This window comes from Variovorax sp. V118, from assembly GCF_041154445.1.
Lineage (GTDB): Bacteria > Pseudomonadota > Gammaproteobacteria > Burkholderiales > Burkholderiaceae_C > Variovorax > Variovorax boronicumulans.
Genome location: NZ_AP028663.1, coordinates 992,224 through 1,011,356, shown reverse-complemented (window position 1 = coordinate 1,011,356; position 19,133 = coordinate 992,224). Strand labels below are relative to the sequence as shown.

Genomic DNA, 19,133 nt, shown 5'->3' with positions numbered 1-19,133 from the left:
AAAGAAGAACTAGCGCCCCATCCACCACTGGAGCGGAACGGTCACGAGCTGCGGGAAGAACACCAGCGTGAACAGCACCACCAGGTGGGCGATGAAGAAAGGCATCACGCCCTTGAAGGCATCGTCCATCGAGATGCGCGCCACGCCGCTCACCACGTTGAGCACCGTGCCCACGGGCGGCGTGATCAGGCCGATGGCGTTGTTCATGATGAACAGCACGCCGAAGTACACCGGGTCGATGCCGGCCTTGAGCACCACCGGCATCAGCACCGGCGTGAGGATGAGCACGGTGGGCGTGAAGTCGAGCGCAGTGCCCACGATGACGATCAGCACCATCATCACGAACATCAGCAGCGTCTTGTTGTCCAAAAAGGGCTCCAGCAGCGACACCACCTCGGTCGGGATGTTGGCCACCGTGATGAGCCAGGCGCTCACCATCGCGGCGGCCACGAGGAACATCACGACCGCGGTGGTCTTGCCGGCCGCCAGCGTGAGGCGGTACAGGTCTTTGACCTTGAGTTCGCCATAGATGAAGAGGCCCACCACGAGCGAATAGACGGCCGCGACCACGGCCGCTTCGGTCGGCGTGAAGACGCCGAACTTCATGCCGCCGATGATGATGATCGGCAGCGCCAGCGCCAGGCTGCCCTGCGCCGTGACCTTCAGCCGCTCGCCCCAGGGCACGCGCGGCGAGGACTTCACGTTGTCCTTCCGGGCCACGATCCACCAGGCCACGCCCACCGCGAGCCCCATCAGGATGCCGGGCACGATGCCCGCGAGGAACAGCTTGGTGATCGACACGTTGCCCGCCACGCCGAACACGATGAGCCCGATCGACGGCGGGATCACCGGCGCGATGATGCCGCCCGCGGCAATGAGGCCGGCCGAGCGGTTCATCTGGTAGCCGGCGGCCTTCATCATGGGGATGAGGAGCGCGGCCAGCGCGGCCGTGTCGGCCACGGCCGAACCCGACAGCGAGGCCATGATGATCGCGGCCAGCACCGCCACATAGCCCATGCCGCCGCGGTAGTGGCCGACCCAGGCCATCGCCAGGTTCACGATGCGCCGGCTGAGCCCGCCCGCATTCATGAACTCGCCGGCGAGCAGGAAGAACGGCACCGCGAGCAGCGGGAAGTTGTCGGCACCGTCGACGAAGCGCTGCGCGATGATCTGGCTGTCGAAGGCCGGCAGGCCGCCGGTGTAGGCCAGCCAGCCCATCAGCGAGACGCCGCACACCAGCAACGAATACGAGATCGGAATGCCCAGTGCCATGGCGCCGAGCAGGGAGACGATGAAGATCGTGACAGTCATTGCGCCACCTTCCCGTGTGCGGCGGCGTCGAGCACCTGTTCTTCGGATTCCATGATCTGGATCAGCTCCTGGTCGGGCACCCGGCCCCTGAACAATCGCCAGAGCTTGTCGATGTTGAAGAGGGCCATCACCACCGACACCACGTAGCCGATGCCATAGACCCAGATCATCGAGATGCCGACCACGGGCGAGATGTTGGTCACCTGCAGCTCGTGCATCTCGTAGGTGCCCATGAAGAAGAGCACGTTGCAGAACAGCATGAGCGACTGGCTCAGGAAGAAGCAGACCTTCTTGCCCATGAGCGGCAGGTGCTTGATGAGCGTGTCGACACCCAGGTGCGCGCCGTCGCGCATGGCCACCATGGCGCCGATGTAGGTGAGCCAGATGAAGCAGTAGCGCGACATCTCGTCCGACACCGAAATGCCCGAATTGAAACCGTAGCGCAGCACCACGTTGCCGAACACCATGACGACCATCGCCACCATGCACACGACGACGAGGAACTCCAGCAGGCGAAAAAATCCGTCGATTGCCCTTTGCATCAGCATCTGCGTCTCCTGACTTTCCAGTGTTGTTATGGGATGTCTGCGCGGCCGCCGCGTCTAGAGCGGGAAGGCCTTCAGCTGCGTCGCCGGGCGGCTGATGCGCGGAATCTTCTTGCGCGAGGCCAGCACCGTCTCGATGTCGTGGCGCGCACCGTCGATGAGCACCAGCACGGCTTTTTCGGCGGCGGCCGGATCGCGTGCGATGACGGCGTCGAGCACCGCGCGGTGCAGCGGCAGCGAACTCGCGGGCCCGTTCTTGCGCGTGGTCGAAATCTCGAAGCTGGTGCGCAGCAGCGCGCCCAGCGCACGGCTCATCTGCACCAGCATGCGGTTGTGGCTGGAGCGGATGAGGCCCTGGTGAAAGCGCAGGTCGGGCGTGATGTAGTCGCCGCCGAACTCGATGGCGCGCTTCATGCCCGCATAGGCGTCCTCCATGTCGGCGATGTCTTCGGCGGTGGCGCGCTGGGCGGCCAGCGCCACCGCGGCGGGTTCGACCACGCGGCGCAGGTCCTGCAGGTCGCGCAGGAACTCGGCCGACAGGCCCGCCTGCGTCTGCCACACGATGACGTCGGCGTCGAACCAGTTCCACTGGTCGGGCGGCTGCACGCGCGTGCCCACCTTCGGGCCGCTGGTCACCAGGCCCTTGGCGATCAGCGACTTGATCGATTCGCGTACCACGGTCCGGCTCACGCCGAGCTCTTCGCACAAGAGCGGCTCCGGCGGAATCGACGCGCCGGGCGCATAGCGGCCCGCGACGATGTCGCTGCCGATGCGGTCGACCGTGTTGCCGTGAACGTTCTTGATCATGCCTGCCTGTGGGTGTGTGGTTCTGGTGGTGTCCGGTGCCTGTTTGCCTGCCCGTATCGGGGCCGGATTCAGGCAGCTCCTGCCTGTGCCGGCCACTCGAAAACCCTGAATGCGCGACAGCTCGTCACGCTTATCATATGATGATTGAAACGGTCGTCCCGCAGGAAAAACCCTGAGGATTTCCGCAAAGCATCAACGACGAAGAGACACATCCCATGAGCAACGCCCCGAAGAAAAAGCCCGCCAGCGAACTGCGCAGCCAACAGTGGTTTGGACGTCACGACCGCGACGGTTTCATCTACCGCAGCTGGATGAAGGGCAAGGGCGTGCCGCACGACCAGTTCGACGGCCGCCCGGTGATCGGCATCTGCAACACCTTCAGCGAACTCACGCCCTGCAACTCGCACTTCCGCACGCTCGCCGAGCAGGTGAAGATCGGCGTGTACGAGGCCGGCGGCTTCCCGCTCGAGTTCCCGGTGATGTCGCTCGGCGAGACGCTGTTGCGCCCCACCGCCATGCTGTATCGCAACCTCGCGAGCATGGACGTCGAAGAAAGCATTCGCGGCAACCCGCTCGATGGCGTGGTGCTGCTCATGGGCTGCGACAAGACCACGCCCGCGCTGATGATGGGCGCGGCCAGCGTCGACCTGCCGACCATCGGCGTCTCGGGCGGCCCGATGCTCTCGGGTAAATGGCGCGGCCAGGAGCTGGGCTCGGGCACCGGCGTGTGGCAGATGAGCGAGCAGGTGCGCGCCGGCACGCTCAAGCTGCAAGACTTCTTCGAGGCCGAGAGCTGCATGCACCGCAGCCACGGCCACTGCATGACGATGGGCACGGCCAGCACCATGGCCAGCATGGTCGAGTCGCTGGGCATCGGCCTGCCGGGCAACGCGGCCTACCCTGCCGTCGATGGCCGCCGCAACGTGCTGGCGCGCCAGGCGGGCCGGCGCATCGTCGACATGGTGCATGAAGACCTGAACATGTCGAAGATCCTCACGCGCCAGGCGATCGAGAACGCGATCAAGGTCAACGCGGCCATCGGCGGCTCGACCAACTTCGTGATCCACCTGCTGGCCATCGCGGGCCGCATGGGCGTCGAGCTCACGCTCGACGACTTCGACCGCCTCGCCGCCGACCTGCCCTGCCTCGTGAACCTGCAGCCCTCGGGCCAGTTCCTGATGGAAGACTTCTGCTACGCGGGCGGCCTGCCCGTGGTCATCAAGGAAATCGCCGACCACCTGCACAAGGACATCCTTACCGTCACCGGCCAGAGCGTGTGGGAGAACGTGAAGGACGCCGAGAACTACAACCCGCAGGTCATCCGCACCCAGGCCGAGCCCTTCAAGGACAAGGCCGGCATCTGCGTGCTGCGCGGCAACCTCGCGCCCAACGGCGCCATCATCAAGCCCAGCGCGGCCACGCCCGAACTGCTGGTGCACAAGGGCCGCGCCGTCGTCTTCGAGAGCGCCGACGACCTGCACAAGCGCATCGACGACGAGAACCTGGACATCGACGAGCACTGCATCATGGTGCTCAAGAACTGCGGCCCCAAGGGCTACCCCGGCATGGCCGAGGCCGGCAACATGCCGCTGCCGCCGAAGGTGCTGCGCAAGGGCATCACGGACATGGTCCGCATCAGCGACGCGCGCATGAGTGGCACGGCCTACGGCACCGTCGTTCTGCATACCGCGCCTGAAGCTGCTGCGGGCGGCCCGCTGGCACTGGTGCAGGATGGCGACATCGTCGAGCTCGACGTGCCAAATCGCAAGCTGCACCTGCATGTGAGCGACGAGGAACTGGCGAAGCGCCGCGCGAAGTGGGTGGCGCCCAAGGCCCCGCTGGACTCGGGGTACTGGAAGCTGTACGTCGACACGGTGCTGCAGGCCGACCAGGGAGCGGACCTGGCCTTTCTGCGTGGTCGCCGTGGGGCTTTTGTGCCGCGAGACAATCACTGATTTGGAGAGATCCAGGGCGCGCTCCCGCCGACGGGGTACCTTGCTCCGCGAATGTCCCCCGCCCTTCGGGCTCCTCCTTGATTTCGCTGCGCAAGGCACCCCATCGACGTGAGCGTTGTTCGCTGCAGTCGTTGATCGGCACGCACAACAACCGCGCCTCCAGTGCCCAGGGCACTGGGTGCTTCCCGCAGCGAAATCAAGGAGGAGGGCGAAGCCCGGGGGACATTCGCGGAGGGAAGTACCCGGTGGCCTGGGCACGCGCCCCGAACCGACTCTCGAAACGCAACAGACGACAGAAATGACAAGACTCATCGCCATCGACTGGGGCACAAGCTCGCTACGCGGTGCATTGCTCGACCCGAGCGGGCAGGTCATCGAAGAGCGCAGCGACGCCCGCGGCATCCTCACCGTGCCCGAGGGCGGCTTCCCCGCTGTTTTCGAGTCGCTGTTCGGCGACTGGATGCGCCTGGAAGACACGCGCTGCCTGATCTCCGGCATGGCCGGCAGCAAGCAGGGCTGGGTCGAAGCGCCCTACTGCCCCTGCCCCGCGGGCCGCGTCGAAGTAGGCCGCAGCATCATCGCCACAGACGCCATCCCCGGCGCGCGCATCGCCATCGTGCCCGGCCTCAGCGACGAGCACGCCGGCGTGCCCGACGTGATGCGCGGCGAAGAGGTGCAGATCCTCGGTGCCATGACGATCACCGGCCTGGACGACGGCGTCTTCGTGCTGCCCGGCACCCACAACAAATGGGCCACGGTCAAGAAGGGCCGCGTCGCCGGCTTTCGCACCTACATGACGGGCGAGTTCTACGCGCTGCTGAGCCAGCACTCGATCCTGGGGCGCACGCTCGACGCCGCCGCGCCGCTCGACGAAGCCGCGTTCCTCGAAGGCGTCACGCGTTCCGAGAACGGCCACGGCCTGCTGCACAACGCCTTCGGCACGCGCACGCTCGCGCTGTTCGAGCGCATGCCCAGGGAAGAGCTGTCGAGCTACCTCTCGGGCCTGCTCATCGGCGAAGAGCTGCGCACGCAATCGGTACAGGCCGTCGGCGAGGTCGTGCTGATCGGCTCCTCGACCCTCACCCAGCGCTACACCCTGGCCCTGCGCGCCACCGGCGTCGCCACGCGCACGCTCGGCGCCGAAGCCACCTGGGCCGGACTGCACACGCTGTCCGGCTTTCTCGACACCGACAGGACACCCGCCCCATGACCACGCCCCTCGATAAATTCAACGCCGCGATGCAGGCCCTGCCGCTGGTGGCCATCCTGCGCGGCCTCTCGCCCGCCGAAGCCGCCGACGTGGGCGACGCCATCGTCGAGCCCGGCTTCCGGCTGCTCGAAGTGCCGCTCAATTCGCCGCAGCCGCTGGAGAGCATCGCGCTCATGCGCCAGCGCTTTCCCACCGCGCTGGTCGGCGCGGGCACCGTGCTCGACGCCAAGCAGGTGCGCGAGGTGCATGCGGCCGGCGGCGAGCTGATCGTGTCGCCCAACTTCAATGCCGACGTCATCGCCGAGGCCGCGCGCCTGGGCATGGCCTGCCTGCCCGGCGTGATGACGCCGACCGAGGCCTTCGGCGCGCTCGCGGCCGGCGCCACGGGCCTCAAGCTGTTCCCGGCCGAACTGGCCTCGCCCGCCGTGGTGAAGGCCTTGCTCGCGGTGCTGCCGGCCGGCACGCCCGTGATGCCCGTGGGCGGCATCGCGCCCGACAACATGGGCGCGTGGCGCGCGGCCGGCGCCGCCGGCTTCGGCATCGGCTCGTCGCTCTACAAGCCCGGCAAGACCGCCGCCGCCGTGCGCGAGGACGCGCAGCGCTTCGTGGCGGCCTGGGCCGGGCTGCTCCGAGCCTGATCCGACAAGACCCATCCACCACAAGAAAGAAGGAGACCCCCGCGATGTCCGCCGATTCCGAATACGCCAGCCCCGCCGTGCGCCAGTTGCGCGAAGACCTCGCGCTCGCATTGCGCGCCGCGGCCCACCACGGGCTGTCCGAAGGTGTGTGCAACCATTTCAGCGTGTTGCTGCCGGGCGCGCAGGACCGCTACCTCATCAACCCGCGCGGGCTGCACTGGAGCGAGATCGGTCCCGACGACATCGTGCTGATCGACGTGCACGGCGAAGTGCTTGCGGGCCGCCACCGCGTGGAGCCCACCGCCCTCTTCATCCACGGCGCGGTGCACCGGCTCACGGGCCACGCCGTGGTGCTGCATTGCCACATGCCCTACGCGACGGCGCTGACGCTCACGGTCGACCGCGCGCTCGACCCCACCGCCAGCCAGAACGCCATGCGCTACATGAACCGCATCGCCATCGACGCCGAGTACAACGGCCTGGCATTGGACGACGCCGAGGGCGAGCGCATCGCGCGCGCCATGTCGGGCAAGGACGTGGCCTTTCTCGCGAACCACGGCGTGATCGTGGCGGGCGGCACCATCGCCCACGCCTACGACGACCTGTACTACCTGGAGCGCGCCTGCCTGCACCAGGTGATCGCGCAATCGACCGGGCGCCCGCTGGTGCCGGTCAACGCCAAGCTGGCCGCGCACGTGGCGGCGCAGATCCAGGGCGAGCGGGAACAGTCCGACCTGTTCTTCGAAGCCCTGCGACGCATGCTGCCGGCCCCGCAACGCTGAAAAAGCGTGAGCGCAGCGGCTTACAGCTCTTCATGCGATTTCGCTTCCGGCTTACAAGAACTTCACATAATGGCGCGACGATGAGGCATCGCAATCACTCCCCAGGAGTCGCCATGAAAAAGCTGACATTCGCCTTCGGTGCTGCCGCCCTGCTGTCGCTGGCCGCCCTCACCGCGCCGGCCCATGCCCAGGCCGGCGGCCCGTTCATCCAGGCCCAGGTGTACGTGACGCCCGCGCCGCCGCCGCGCCATCACTACTACGCCCCGCCGCCGCCCCCGCGCCACTACCACCCGGGCTACTACGACGGTCCGCGTCGCCACGGTTACTACGACCATGGCCGCCGCGATTGGGAAGGCCGTCGCCACGGCCGCCGGGACAACGACGGCGACGGTGTGCCCAACCGTTACGACCGTCGCCCGAACAACCCCTACCGCTATTGACGCACTTCAGACCGGCGGACTCGCATAAGCGGGCCGCTCGGTCGACAGGCTCTGCTTGAGCTGGCGCGTGACCTCATCGGCCAGCACCTCGGGCAGCCCCGCTTCCACGCCCGCCAGCGCCTGGCGCGCGGCGTCATCGGGAGAGGTCTTGGGGCCGGGCAGGCGCGCCGCCATGTCGGTGTCCATGAGCGCCACGTGCAGGCTCGTGACCTGCGTGCCCTGTCCCACCAGTTCGTTGCGCAATCCGTTGCTCAGCGACCAGGCCGCCGACTTGGTGGCGCTGTAGGTCGCCACGCCGGGGAACGTCGTCCAGGCCAGGGCCGACAGCACGTTGAGGACCGCACCGCCGCCGTTCGACGCGAGCACCGGCGCAAAGGCCTGCGTGAGCGCCCAGGGGCCGAAGAAGTTGGTCTCGAACTCGGCGCGTGCCGCGGCCACCGCATCGGCCGACCCCAGGAAGCTCGATCCGCGCGAAATGCCCGCGTTGTTGACCAGCAGCGTCACGTCGCCGCAGGCGCGCACCGCGGCCTCGATCTGCGCGGGCTGCGTGACGTCGAGCGCCACGGGCACGACGCCCGCGAGCGTGATGCTCTTGGGGTCGCGCGCGGCCCCGTAGACCTTGCGCGCACCGGCCGCGAGTGCCGCCTTGGCGAACGCCAGGCCGAGCCCCCGGTTGGCACCGGTGATGAAGACGACGGAATCCTTGATCTGCATGACGAGCCTTTCGTTAATGAAGAGATAGCGAGAGCGCTTCAGGCCTGCGCCACGCGGCGCAGCAGCCCCTGGGTCGTGCGCGGCCAGCCCACGCGGCCGAACCACGCACCGCCCGCGATGGCCGAGGCGATGACGATGCCGTACACCACCAGCGCCACGCCCTGCGCCGCGAACACGCCGGTGAGCCCGCCGCCCCAGCGCAGCGCCAGCCAGCCGCCCGTGCCCGCCACGGCGAGCCGCGCGATGTTGCCGAGCACCGGCCACAGCAGCCGGCCCGCGCCCTGCGAGGCGAAGTACAGCACCAGCCCGACGCCGAAGAAACCGTACAGCGGCCCCACCACGCGCAGGTAGTGTGCGCCGGTCTCGAGCATCACGGGGTCGTGGCCGAACAGCATCAGCCACGGACGCGGGAACAGCGCGGCGGCCAGCCCGATGACCTCGGCCATGCCGAAGGCCAGCGCCGCGCCGGCCCAGGTGGCACGCAGCGCGCGCTCGCGCAGACCCGCGCCCATGCAGGTGCCGACCATCGCGACCAGCGGCGCACCCAGGCCGAACACCAGCGGCACCAGCAGGTACTCGAGCCGCGACGCGGTGCCATAGCCGGCCAGCGCGCCCGCGCCGAAGTGGCCGGTGAGTGCGGTGGCGATGCCGATCGACAGGTTGGTCGCCACCGTCGACACCGTGCCCACCAGCCCGATGCGCAGGATGTCGCGGAACAGCGGCCAGCGCATCTGGAACGCCGCCAGCGTGGGCCGCAGCAGGCTGCGCGGCGAGCGCAGGTAGGCTATGAGCGCGAGCGAGCCCAGCAGGTAATACAGCAGAAGTGCCAGCGCCCCGCCCGCGATGCCCATGCCGCCCCACGGCCCGATGCCGAAGATCAACAGCGGCGACGCCGGAATGAGGAACACCACGCCCACCACCGTCACGTTGGCCGGCACCGCCATGTTGCCGGTGCCGCGGATGATGGCGGACAGCGAGTTGAACAGCCACACCAGCACCGCGCCCGCGAACACCCAGTTCGAGTACGTGAGCGCGGCTTCCAGCGCGGCGCCGGTGCCGCCCATCACGCCGTAGAGCCAGCGCCCGCCCAGCAGCAGCGCGAGCGTGAAGCACAGGCCGAAGCCGATCGCGATGACCACCGCGTGCCACACCAGCGCGTCGGCGTCGCCCCGGCGGCGCGCGCCCAGCGCACGCGCGATCGACGAGGCGATGCCGCCGCCCATCGCGCCGCTGGAAGTCATCTGCATCAGCATGACGATGGGGAACACCAGCGCCATGCCGGCCAGCGCGTCGGTGCCGAGCTTGCCGACGAAGTAGGTCTCGATGAGCCCGACGGAGGCCTGCGCCAGCATCACGAGCACATTGGGCGCGGCCAGCCGCAGCAGCGTGGGGATGATGGGCGCCTCGAGCAGGCGGCGCGTGCGCGGGTCGAGGTCGCCGTTCGCTTGTTGGGGGGTGGTCATGCGGGTCTCCGGCAGTCAGGCGCGCGCGGCGGCGTTGGTGGTGGCCGCGGCCGGTGCGGCGGCGGTCTTGGCGGGACGGCGGATCGCCATCACGATCAGCGCCGCGAACAGGCAGGCCGCGCCGGCCGTGTACAGCGCGGGCGTGTAGGTCAGAAGCAGCGTGCGCGCGAAGCCCGCGCCGTAGGCCGCGGTGGCCGCGCCCAGCTGGTGGGCCGCGAAGATCCAGCCGAACACCAGCCCGACCTTCGCGGGACCGAAGGCGGCGCCTGCGAGCTTGACGGTCGGCGGCACGGTGGCGATCCAGTCCAGGCCGTAGAACATCGCGAACAGGCCCAGGCCGTAGATCGTGAATTCCGAATGCGGCAGCCAGAACAGCGACAGCCCGCGCAGGCCGTAGTACCAGAAGAGCAGCTTGCGGTTGTCGTAGCGGTCGGAGAGCCAACCCGACAGGATGGTGCCGACGAAGTCGAAGGCGCCCATCATCGCGAGCACCGAGGCGGCGGGCACGGCGCTCATGCCGTAGTCGCCGCACAGCGAGATGAAGTGCGTCTGCACCAGGCCGTTGGTGCTCAGGCCGCAGATGAAGAAGGTGCCGGCCAGGATCAGGAAGGTGCGGTTGGTCGCCACCTCGCGCAGCACGCGAAACGGCGTGGCGAAGTTCATCGTGAACGCGGGCGCCGGCGCCGGCTGCGTGCCGGGCGCTTCGCCGTAGGGCAGCAGGCCGATGTCCGACGGCCGGTTGCGCACCAGGCACAGCGCGAGCAGCGCGATCACCACGCTGCCGACCACGATCGGCACGATGGCCGAGCGCCAGCCCCAGTGCTCGATCATCCAGGCCGCCAGCGGCAGGAAGGCCAGCTGGCCGGTGGCCGCGCTGGCCGTGAGCATGCCCACGACCAGGCCGCGCCGCGCGACGAACCAGCGGTTGGCCACCACGGCGCCGAGCACCAGCGCCGTCATGCCGGTGCCCAGGCCGAGCATCAGGCTCCACAGCACGAACAGTTGCCACAGCTGCGAGGCCGTGGTGACCAGCGCCATGCCCAGGCCGACCAGCGTGAGGCCGGCGCACATCACCGCGCGCAGGCCGTAGCGCTCCATCAGCACCGCGGCGAACGGGCCCATGAGGCCGAACAGCGCAAAGCGCAGCGCGAGCGCGGACGAAATCTGCTCGGTGCTCCAGCCGAACTCCTCGCCGAGCGGCTTCATCATCGCGCCCGGCAGGCCGAGCGCGGCCGACATGGTGAGCATGGTCAGGAAGGTGACGGCGGCGACGATCCAGCCGTAGTGGATGCCGCGGCGCTGCAGCCATGCGGAGACGTGGGTGGCGAACATGGGACCTCTGGAACTGTTGGAATGGGTCGGGGGAGAAACGAAGAGACAGGGAATCCGGCCGCGCGGCTGCGTAGACGCGGAACGTGTTCGTTGCTGAAGGTGGTGGGAAGCGTCAGTCCTGCACGTCGACCGGCTCGCCCGTGCCCAGCAGCGCGAGCGACTCGTCGATGAGCGCATGCAGCGCGAGCACGCGCTCCACGCCCAGCAGCGCATTGAGCTTGAGCTGCGCCGTCTTCCAGTGCTGCTGCGCTTCGCGCCACTTGGCCTCGCCGGCGTCCGTGAGCGACACCAGCCGGCTGCGCGCATCCGCGCCCGCCACTTGCGCCACCCAGCCCGCAGTGATGAGCGGCTGCAGGTTGCGGCTCAGCGTGGACGCGGTCATCTTCAGTTCGCCCGCCAGGTCGACCGGACGCATCGGGCCCAGGCGCTTGAGGTGCGACAGCAGCGAGTACTGCGTGGTCTTGAGGCCGCTGCGCGACACCTCGGCGTCGTAGTGCTGCGTCAGGCGACGCATCAGCTGGCGCGTCTTGAAGCTGGTGCAGCCGCGGGGTTGGGTGGGTGTGTCCATGGGGTATTATTGTATGTGCAACTATTGCATATGCAACCAACACCACCCCGCAAAGCCCCCAGCAGGAACACAGGCATGACGCAGCAAGCTTTCACCGACACCCCTTCCCATCTGCTCGACGCATGGATCGCCGAAGAACGGCAGATCGCCGAGCGCCTCGAGAACGGCCCCGGCCCCGGGCTCGCGCGCCCCGAGCAGGTCGCCGGCAAGACCGGCCTGGAGGTCATGCAGGCCATGCTCAACGGCGAGATTCCCTACGCCGCCATCGCCAAGACGCTGGACTTCACCATCGTCTCGGTCAGCAAGGGCATCGCCATCTTCCAGGGCACGCCGCTGCCGCAGCACCTGAACCCGCTGGGCACCATCCACGGCGGCTGGGTCGCCACGATGCTCGACTCGGCGCTGGGCTGCTCGGTCCACACCATGATGCCGCCCGGGCGCGCGTACACAACGGCCGAGCTCAGCGTGAACTACGTCAAGGGCCTCACGCCGAAGGTGCAGCGCGTGCGCGCCGAGGGCAAGGTGATCCACTGCGGCAAGCAGCTCGCCACCGCCGAGGCGCGGCTGGTCGGGGCGGACGGCACGCTGTATGCGCATGCGACGACGACGTGCCTGGTGTTCGAGGTGCCGGCGGGTCGGTGAGGCGTTTCAAGTAGGCCCTCAAGCTGTAAGCCAAAAGGAAAACCCGCTCCTCCCTGTCAGTGATAATTGTTCGCATCAGCGACAGGCTCCGCCGTCGCCGATGCCTTTCCTAGAACACCTCACCGCACCTGGAGGATCCTCTTCATGACCGACCGTTCCGGCCCCCAGGGCCGCGTGGCGCACGCCCTCCTCGGCGTTTCTGCCGCCTGGCTCGCCCTCTCCGCCCTGCCCGCGCACGCCGCCAATGACGAGCTCACGCTCTACACGACGCGCGAGCCGGCGCTGATCCAGCCGCTGATCTCGGCGTTCAGCGCGCAGAGCAAGATCAAGGTCAACACGGTGTTCGTGAAGGACGGCCTGCTGGAACGCGTCAAGGCCGAAGGCGCGCGCTCGCCGGCCGACGTGCTGATGACGGTGGACATCGGCAACCTCGTCGACCTCGTCGAGGGCGGCGTGACGCAGCCGGTGAAGTCGGCCGCGCTCGAATCGGCCATTCCGGCCAACCTGCGCGGCGCCGACGGCCAGTGGTTCGCGCTCTCGCTGCGCGCGCGCGTGCTGTACGCCGACAAGAACCAGCCGCTGACCAGCTTCCGCTACGAAGACCTGGCCAACCCGAAGTACAAGGGCAAGGTCTGCATCCGCGCCGGCCAGCATCCCTACAACACGGCCCTGGTGGCCGCGATGATCGCGCACGACGGCGAAGCCAAGACCGAGCAGTGGCTGCGCGGCGTCAAGGGCAACCTGGCGCGCAAGGCCACCGGCGGCGACCGCGACGTGGCACGCGACATCCTCGGCGGCATCTGCGACATCGGCGTGGCCAACTCGTACTACGTCGGCCAGATGAAGAGCGCCAAGGAAGGCACCGACGCGCGCAAGTGGGGCGACGCGATCAAGGTGATCCGCCCGACCTTCGCCAGCGCCAAGAGCGGCGGCACGCACGTGAACATCAGCGGCGCGGCCGTGGCCAAGAACGCACCGCAGCGCGCCAACGCGGTCAAGCTGCTCGAGTTCCTGGTGTCGGAACCGGCCCAGGCGCTGTACGCCGACGCCAACTACGAGTACCCGGTGCGCAAGGGCGTGGCCCTCGACCCGATCATCGGCCAGGCCATCGGCGAGCTGAAGGTCGACCCGCTGCCGCTGACCGAGATTGCCAAATACCGCAAGCAGGCCAGCGCCCTCGTCGACAAGGTCGGCTTCGACCAGTGACCTTGCATGGCCGGGCACACCTTGCCGGCAACTGAATGCTGATTGCGCGGCGCCAGCCGCCGGGCCTGCGCGCCGCGGGCCCGGCATGGCGTTGCGCGTCGTTCCTGATCGCGCTCGGCGTGCTCGCGCCGGTGCTCACGCTGGCCTGGCTCGCGTTCGGCTCGGGCGTCGGCCACTGGGGGCCGCTGTTCGCGCACGTGCTGCCGCAGGCGGCGCTCAACACGGCGCTGCTGCTCGCGGGCGTCGGCACCCTCGTTCTCGTGATCGGCACCGGCTGCGCCTGGCTGGTCACGGCGCATGACTTTCCCGGCCGCGGCGTGCTCAACTGGGCGCTGCTGCTGCCGCTGGCGATGCCGACCTACATCGTCGCCTTCGCCTACCTCGACCTGCTGCATCCGATCGGCCCCGTGCAGGGCGCGATCCGCTGGATGCTGGGCTTCGACAGCCCGCGCCAGTTCCGCCTGCCCGACCTGCGCTCGATGCCGGGTGCGATCTTCGTGCTGGGCTTCGTGCTCTATCCGTACGTCTACATGACGGCGCGCGCGATGTTCATGACCCAGCCGGCGCACCTGCTGGAAGCGGCGCGCACGCTGGGCGAGAACCGGCGCGGCGCCTTCTTTCGCGTGGCGCTGCCGCTGGCACGGCCGGCACTGGCCGTGGGCCTGAGCCTGGCGCTGCTCGAGACGCTCAACGACATCGGCGCCTCCGAATTCCTCGGCGTGAACACGCTCACGGTGGCGGTCTACACCACCTGGATCACGCGCTCCGACCTGGCCGGCGCCGCCCAGATCGCCTGCGCGATGCTGTTCGTGGTGGTGGCGTTGGTCTGGCTCGAACGCAACGGCCGCCAGCACCAGCGCTTCGGTTCCGCGCAGCGCATGCGCGCGGTGCAGCCCCGGCGCCTGCACGGCGGCGCGGCCTGGGCGGCGACGGCGACGGCGGCGCTGCCGGTGCTGATCGGTTTCGTCGCACCCGCGCTGTACCTGGTCTGGGAAAGCGGCAAGCGGCTGCACCAGGGCGGCGGCATTTCGCAGGGCCTCGTGGCCAGCCTGGGCAACACGCTGGCGCTCGCGGCCGGCGTGACGGTGGTGGCCGTGGCGGCGGGGCTGGTCGTGGCCTGGGCCTCGCGCAGCCAGGGCACGAGCCTCAACCGCGCCCGCTGGCAGGCGCGCGCGGCCACGCTGGGCTACGCGGTGCCGGGCACGGTGCTCGCCATCGGCCTGCTGACGCCGGCGCTGGCCTTCGACGCGGCGCTGGCCGGCGCGATGGGCTGGCAGGGCCTGCCGCTGATGGGTGCGGGCATCGTGCTGGTCATGGCCTGCGCGATCCGTTTTCTTGCGATGCCCGTGGGCGGCATCGAGGCCGGGCTGGCGCGCATTCCGCCGGCCATCGAGCAGGCCTCGCGTCTGCTCGGCGAAACCACCGGCGGCACGCTGCGCCGCGTGCACCTTCCGCTGCTGCAGCCTGCCATCGCGGCGGGCGCGCTGCTGGTCTTCGTCGACGCCATGAAGGAACTGCCGGCCACGCTGCTGCTGCGCCCGGCCAACTTCGACACCCTCGCCACCTGGCTCTACGCCGAGGCCGCGCGCGGCACCTACGAGGAAGGCGCGATCGCCGCGCTGGCCATCGTGGTCGCCGGCCTGCTGCCGGTGGTGCTGCTGGCGCGCAACCAGCTCGGCACGACACCGGCGGTGACGCCTCCCGACACGGACCCCGCATGAGTTCCCCGCTTCATCTCGACTCGCTCCAGCTCGCGTACGACACGCCGCGCGGCCCGCACACGGTGGTCGACGGCTTTTCGCTGGACCTAGCCGCGGGCGAGATCGCCTGCCTGTTCGGCCCCTCGGGCTGCGGCAAGACCACGGTGCTGCGCGCCATCGCCGGCTTCGAGCCCGTGCGCGCCGGCACCATCCGCCTCGGCGACACGCTGCTGTCGTCGCCCCAGAAGCACCTGCCGCCCGAGCAGCGGCGCGTGGGCATGATGTTCCAGGAGTACGCGCTGTTCCCGCACCTGTCGGCCGCCAGGAACGTGGCCTTCGGCCTGCGCCGCCTGGGCCGCGCGGCGCAGCAGGCTCGCGTGGCCGAGATGCTCGCGCTGGTCGGCCTGGCCGAGGCCGGCGAGCGCTACCCGCACGAGTTGTCGGGTGGCCAGCAGCAACGCATCGCGCTGGCCCGCGCGCTGGCGCCCTCGCCCGCCTTGCTGCTGCTGGACGAGCCGTTCTCCAACCTCGACGGCGGCACGCGCGAGCGCCTGACCGCCGAGGTGCGCGGCATCCTCAAGAAGGCCGGGCAGACCGCGATCCTGGTCACGCACAACGAGGCCGAGGCGCATGCGATGGCTGACCGCATCGGCGTGATGCACAACGGGCGGATCACGCACTGGCTCGAGACGGCCTCGTAACGGAAGGCCCCACGATGCGCAACGCGACCCGACTCTTCCTCGCGTGGGCGACGTTGCTCGGGTCGGCGATGCCGGCCCTGGCGGAAGTCCGCACGGTCTACCAAGGCGTCCTCGGCACCAGCGAGGTCGTGCTCGAAGTGAATGCCTCCGGCGGCGGGCGGTATTTCTATCGCCGCCACGGTGTCGACATTCCACTCTCCGGGCCGTTGACGAAGCTCGTGGAGGCCCTCCCGATGCAGGGCGAGGCGATGTACCGGGCGGCACAAGGCGGCAACGCGCCGTTGTTCGAAGATGCGCAGACCCGGCAGCCGGGCCCGACGTGGCACGGCCAAGTCGTCGACGGCACCTTTGCCGGAAGTTGGAGCGATGGCCCCGGCAAGCAGAACGTCGCGTTCGAGCTTCGGCAAGTTCGCCAGTACGACCCAGACCGGAGTCCCGGCGCCACTGCGCCGGTGACGCGCGCCATCCCGCCAGGCAACACCACCGGCGCGGCTTCGGACGCGCCGATCTCCATCGAGACGGCACCCTACGACCACCTGAAGCTGCAGACCCCGCTCAAGCAAGGCGCGGAGCACGTCAGCGGAGCGGTGGCATGGCGCATGGTCATCGATCCGCGCACGCGCTTTTCCTATCCGCGGCTCACGCGACACCCGAATGCGCGCGTGGTCGAGAAGGTCAACGCCATCCTCGCGCGCAGGCACGGACAGCTCAGCCTCGCCGCGCTCGAATGCAAGGCCACCCTCTACACCGCGACGCACCCGGCGGCCGGCTCACTGGGAAACTACGACGCGGAATCGGTGCGCGTCACCTTTCTCAGCCCGACGCTGATGAGCGTCGTCGAATCGGGAAGCGCCGACTGCGGCGGCGCCCATCCCCACAACCACTACGCGCCCTACACACTCGACCTGGTCCGTGGCGAGTACCTCGACTTTGAACGCCTGTTCCGCGCGTTCACCAGGACGCCGGACGGGTTCGTGCCGAGCAAGACGCTCATGGCGCTGATCGGGAAGAAGCTGAAGGCAGAGGGACGTGGGCCCGAATCCGCAGCCGCCGCAGACCCGCAGCACTACACGGGTTGCGACGAGGTGTGGCCCGAGTACCTGGCATTGCATTTCGAGCGCATCCGCGGGCGCGATGCGCTGGCCGTCGCGGTCAGCGGCGTGCCGCACGCGCTCGGCGCCTGCCTCGGCACCACGGTGGCGCTGCCGTTCACCGAACTCAAGCCCCTTCTCAAGCCTGCGGCCGGCGCGTACCTCTTTCCCAAGCCGTAGCAACCGGGCGGCGCCCGAATGGGCTTTTCCAGAAAAGGTTGTTCAGGACCGCAAGAATCGCGGCGATCCGACCACCCATTTCTTCGAAGACGGAACGCCCCATGACCCAGGCCCTCACCCTCGTCAGCCACCTGCTGTGCCCCTACGTGCAACGCGCCGCGATCGCGCTGCACGAGAAGAACGTGCCCTTCGAGCGCGTCGTGATCGATCTCGCGAACAAGCCCCAGTGGTTTCTCGACATCTCGCCGCTGGGCAAGGTGCCGTTGCTGAAGGTGCAGCGCACCGACGGCACCGAGGCCGTGCTGTTCGAGAGCAACGTGATCTGCGAGTACCTCGAGGAGACGCAACCCGGCGCCCGCCTGCACCCCGAAGACCCGCTCGCACGTGCGCAACACCGCGCATGGATGGAGTTCGGCTCGGCCATCCTCGCCGACCTGTGGGGCTACGAGACCACGCAGGACGCCGCCGTGTTCGCGCAGAAGCGCGACGCGCTGGCCGCCAAGTTCGAACGCGTCGAGGCCGCACTGGCGCAAGGCCCCTATTTCGCGGGCGAAGCCTTCAGCCTCGTCGACGCAGTGTTCGCACCGGTGTTCCGCTACTTCGAGGTGTTCGATGCGATCAGCGATTCGCACCTGTTCGACGCGCTGCCCAAGGTGAATGCCTGGCGCCATGCGCTGGCGGCGCGCCCCAGCGTGCGCGCGGCGGTGGTGCCCGAGTACCCGCAGCATCTGATGGATTTTCTGAAAAAGTACCAGGCGCACCTGCTGACGCTGGCGGCTTGATCGCAAGAAGCAGAGGGCGACAATAGCGCCATCCCCCATAACGACACGACCCACGAGATGCGACTTCTCCACACCATGCTGCGCGTTGGCAATCTCCAGCGCTCCATCGACTTCTACACGCAGGTGCTCGGCATGACGCTGCTGCGCACGTCTGAAAACCCCGAGTACAAGTACAGCCTCGCGTTCGTCGGCTACGGCAACGGCAACCCCGACCAGGCCGAGATCGAGCTCACCTACAACTGGGGCACCGAGAGCTACGAGCTCGGCACCGCCTACGGCCACATCGCGCTCGGCGTGCCCGACGCCTACGCGGCCTGCGACAAGATCAAGGCCGCCGGCGGTAACGTGACGCGTGAGGCCGGCCCGGTCAAAGGCGGCACGACGGTGATCGCCTTCGTGACGGACCCCGACGGCTACAAGATTGAATTGATCCAGCGCAACGAGAACGCCGCGGGCGGCGGCCTGCGCTGAGCCGTTTCGGGCCGCACCCCACGCCATGGCAAGCCCGAAGACAAAGAAGAAAGACGCGCCGCTGACGCGCTACGTCGCCCTGCTGCGCGGCGTGAACGTCAACGGCATCACGATCAAGAGCGCCGACCTGAAGGCGCTGTTCGTCGACGAACTCGGCTTCGGCGCGGTGCGCACGGTGCTCGCCAGCGGCAACGTGCTGTTCGACACGGACGCACCCGATGCCGCCGCGCTGCGCACGCGCATCGAGAAAGCGCTGCGCCAGTGCTTCGGCTACGAGGCGTGGATCGTCTTGCTCACGCAGCGGCAGGTGGCCGACATGGCGGCGGGCTATCCCTTTGAGCGCATCGACGACACGCACCATCCCTACCTCGTGTTCGGCTCCGACGCCGCGATGCTCGACGAGATCATGGACAAGGCCGGCACGGTCGATGCCAAGGTCGAGCAGCTGGTGCGCGGCGATGGCGTGCTGTACTGGCAGTGCCCGCGCGGCGAAAGCCTGGAGACGCCGGTGGCCAAGCTGCTTGCGAAGACCCGCTACAAGTCGAGCACCACCACGCGCAACCTGCGCACGGTGGAAAAGCTCATCACGGACTGA

General features: G+C 68.8%; 20 protein-coding genes. 13 read left to right on the top strand and 7 right to left on the bottom strand.

Going from position 1 to position 19,133, the window contains the following annotated elements; genetic code table 11:
* Window positions 1-9: 9 nt before the first annotated feature.
* The 3 genes from ACAM52_RS04630 to ACAM52_RS04620 are packed head-to-tail and all read right to left on the bottom strand — an operon-like array spanning window position 10 to window position 2,663.
* Window positions 10-1,311: a TRAP transporter large permease gene (locus tag ACAM52_RS04630; RefSeq protein WP_070062487.1), complete on the bottom strand. Its 1,302-nt coding sequence runs from the start codon at window positions 1,309-1,311 to the stop codon at window positions 10-12.
* Window positions 1,308-1,853 carry a TRAP transporter small permease gene (locus ACAM52_RS04625; RefSeq protein ID WP_062476027.1) on the bottom strand — a complete coding sequence of 182 codons (546 nt, stop codon included), beginning with the start codon at window positions 1,851-1,853 and terminating at the stop codon, window positions 1,308-1,310. Before ACAM52_RS04625 ends, ACAM52_RS04630 begins: the two co-directional genes overlap by 4 nt.
* Window positions 1,854-1,913: 60 nt before the next feature.
* Window positions 1,914-2,663 carry a FadR/GntR family transcriptional regulator gene (locus tag ACAM52_RS04620; RefSeq protein ID WP_062476018.1) on the bottom strand — a complete coding sequence of 250 codons (750 nt, stop codon included), beginning with the start codon at window positions 2,661-2,663 and terminating at the stop codon, window positions 1,914-1,916.
* A gap of 215 nt (window positions 2,664-2,878) precedes the next feature.
* Between ACAM52_RS04620 and ACAM52_RS04615 the strand changes: the two genes are divergently transcribed.
* The 5 genes from ACAM52_RS04615 (at window position 2,879) to ACAM52_RS04595 (ending at window position 7,688) form a co-directional block, all read left to right on the top strand.
* Entirely contained in the window at window positions 2,879-4,618 is a 1,740-nt protein-coding gene (locus ACAM52_RS04615; RefSeq protein WP_062476021.1) for an IlvD/Edd family dehydratase, read from the top strand.
* Window positions 4,619-4,916: 298 nt separating this feature from the next.
* On the top strand, window positions 4,917-5,828 hold the full coding sequence (locus ACAM52_RS04610; RefSeq protein WP_369646259.1) for a 2-dehydro-3-deoxygalactonokinase: 912 nt from the start codon (window positions 4,917-4,919) through the stop codon (window positions 5,826-5,828).
* A complete protein-coding gene (locus tag ACAM52_RS04605) occupies window positions 5,825-6,466 on the top strand; it encodes a 2-dehydro-3-deoxy-6-phosphogalactonate aldolase (protein ID WP_369646258.1) in 642 nt (213 codons plus the stop codon). The genes ACAM52_RS04610 and ACAM52_RS04605 overlap by 4 nt, the downstream gene beginning before the upstream one ends.
* Window positions 6,467-6,510: 44 nt before the next feature.
* Window positions 6,511-7,248, top strand: a complete 738-nt coding sequence (locus ACAM52_RS04600; protein ID WP_369646257.1) for an aldolase — start codon at window positions 6,511-6,513, stop codon at window positions 7,246-7,248.
* Window positions 7,249-7,361: 113 nt separating this feature from the next.
* On the top strand, window positions 7,362-7,688 hold the full coding sequence (locus ACAM52_RS04595; RefSeq protein WP_095746254.1) for a hypothetical protein: 327 nt from the start codon (window positions 7,362-7,364) through the stop codon (window positions 7,686-7,688).
* A gap of 6 nt (window positions 7,689-7,694) precedes the next feature.
* Here ACAM52_RS04595 and ACAM52_RS04590 read toward each other — a convergent pair whose 3' ends face one another.
* The 4 genes from ACAM52_RS04590 to ACAM52_RS04575 form a co-directional block, all read right to left on the bottom strand.
* Complete coding sequence (locus tag ACAM52_RS04590; RefSeq protein ID WP_369646256.1) at window positions 7,695-8,402, bottom strand: SDR family oxidoreductase; 708 nt, start codon at window positions 8,400-8,402, stop codon at window positions 7,695-7,697.
* A gap of 38 nt (window positions 8,403-8,440) precedes the next feature.
* Window positions 8,441-9,865 (bottom strand): MATE family efflux transporter, encoded by a 1,425-nt coding sequence (locus ACAM52_RS04585; RefSeq protein WP_095746256.1) that lies wholly within the window; start codon window positions 9,863-9,865, stop codon window positions 8,441-8,443.
* A 15-nt stretch (window positions 9,866-9,880) separates the two neighbouring features.
* Window positions 9,881-11,197, bottom strand: a complete 1,317-nt coding sequence (locus ACAM52_RS04580) for an MFS transporter (RefSeq protein ID WP_095746257.1) — start codon at window positions 11,195-11,197, stop codon at window positions 9,881-9,883.
* 112 nt (window positions 11,198-11,309) lie between these two features.
* A complete protein-coding gene (locus tag ACAM52_RS04575) occupies window positions 11,310-11,765 on the bottom strand; it encodes a MarR family winged helix-turn-helix transcriptional regulator (protein ID WP_139702871.1) in 456 nt (151 codons plus the stop codon).
* Between the two features lie 75 nt (window positions 11,766-11,840).
* Here ACAM52_RS04575 and ACAM52_RS04570 point away from each other — a divergent pair, with 75 nt between their 5' ends.
* The 8 genes from ACAM52_RS04570 (at window position 11,841) to ACAM52_RS04535 (ending at window position 19,133) form a co-directional block, all read left to right on the top strand.
* Complete coding sequence (locus ACAM52_RS04570; protein WP_070062479.1) at window positions 11,841-12,407, top strand: PaaI family thioesterase; 567 nt, start codon at window positions 11,841-11,843, stop codon at window positions 12,405-12,407.
* A 144-nt stretch (window positions 12,408-12,551) separates the two neighbouring features.
* Complete coding sequence (locus ACAM52_RS04565; RefSeq protein WP_369646255.1) at window positions 12,552-13,613, top strand: Fe(3+) ABC transporter substrate-binding protein; 1,062 nt, start codon at window positions 12,552-12,554, stop codon at window positions 13,611-13,613.
* Between the two features lie 35 nt (window positions 13,614-13,648).
* Window positions 13,649-15,334 (top strand): ABC transporter permease, encoded by a 1,686-nt coding sequence (locus ACAM52_RS04560; RefSeq protein ID WP_369646254.1) that lies wholly within the window; start codon window positions 13,649-13,651, stop codon window positions 15,332-15,334.
* Window positions 15,331-16,014 (top strand): ABC transporter ATP-binding protein, encoded by a 684-nt coding sequence (locus ACAM52_RS04555; RefSeq protein ID WP_369646253.1) that lies wholly within the window; start codon window positions 15,331-15,333, stop codon window positions 16,012-16,014. The genes ACAM52_RS04560 and ACAM52_RS04555 overlap by 4 nt, the downstream gene beginning before the upstream one ends.
* Window positions 16,015-16,028: 14 nt before the next feature.
* Window positions 16,029-17,285 carry a hypothetical protein gene (locus ACAM52_RS04550; protein WP_369646252.1) on the top strand — a complete coding sequence of 419 codons (1,257 nt, stop codon included), beginning with the start codon at window positions 16,029-16,031 and terminating at the stop codon, window positions 17,283-17,285.
* A 101-nt stretch (window positions 17,286-17,386) separates the two neighbouring features.
* Window positions 17,387-18,067: a glutathione S-transferase family protein gene (locus tag ACAM52_RS04545; RefSeq protein ID WP_369646251.1), complete on the top strand. Its 681-nt coding sequence runs from the start codon at window positions 17,387-17,389 to the stop codon at window positions 18,065-18,067.
* A 57-nt stretch (window positions 18,068-18,124) separates the two neighbouring features.
* On the top strand, window positions 18,125-18,538 hold the full coding sequence (gene gloA / locus ACAM52_RS04540) for a lactoylglutathione lyase (protein WP_070062472.1): 414 nt from the start codon (window positions 18,125-18,127) through the stop codon (window positions 18,536-18,538).
* Between the two features lie 25 nt (window positions 18,539-18,563).
* Window positions 18,564-19,133, top strand: coding sequence for a DUF1697 domain-containing protein (locus tag ACAM52_RS04535; protein WP_369646250.1), 570 nt, complete (start codon window positions 18,564-18,566; stop codon window positions 19,131-19,133).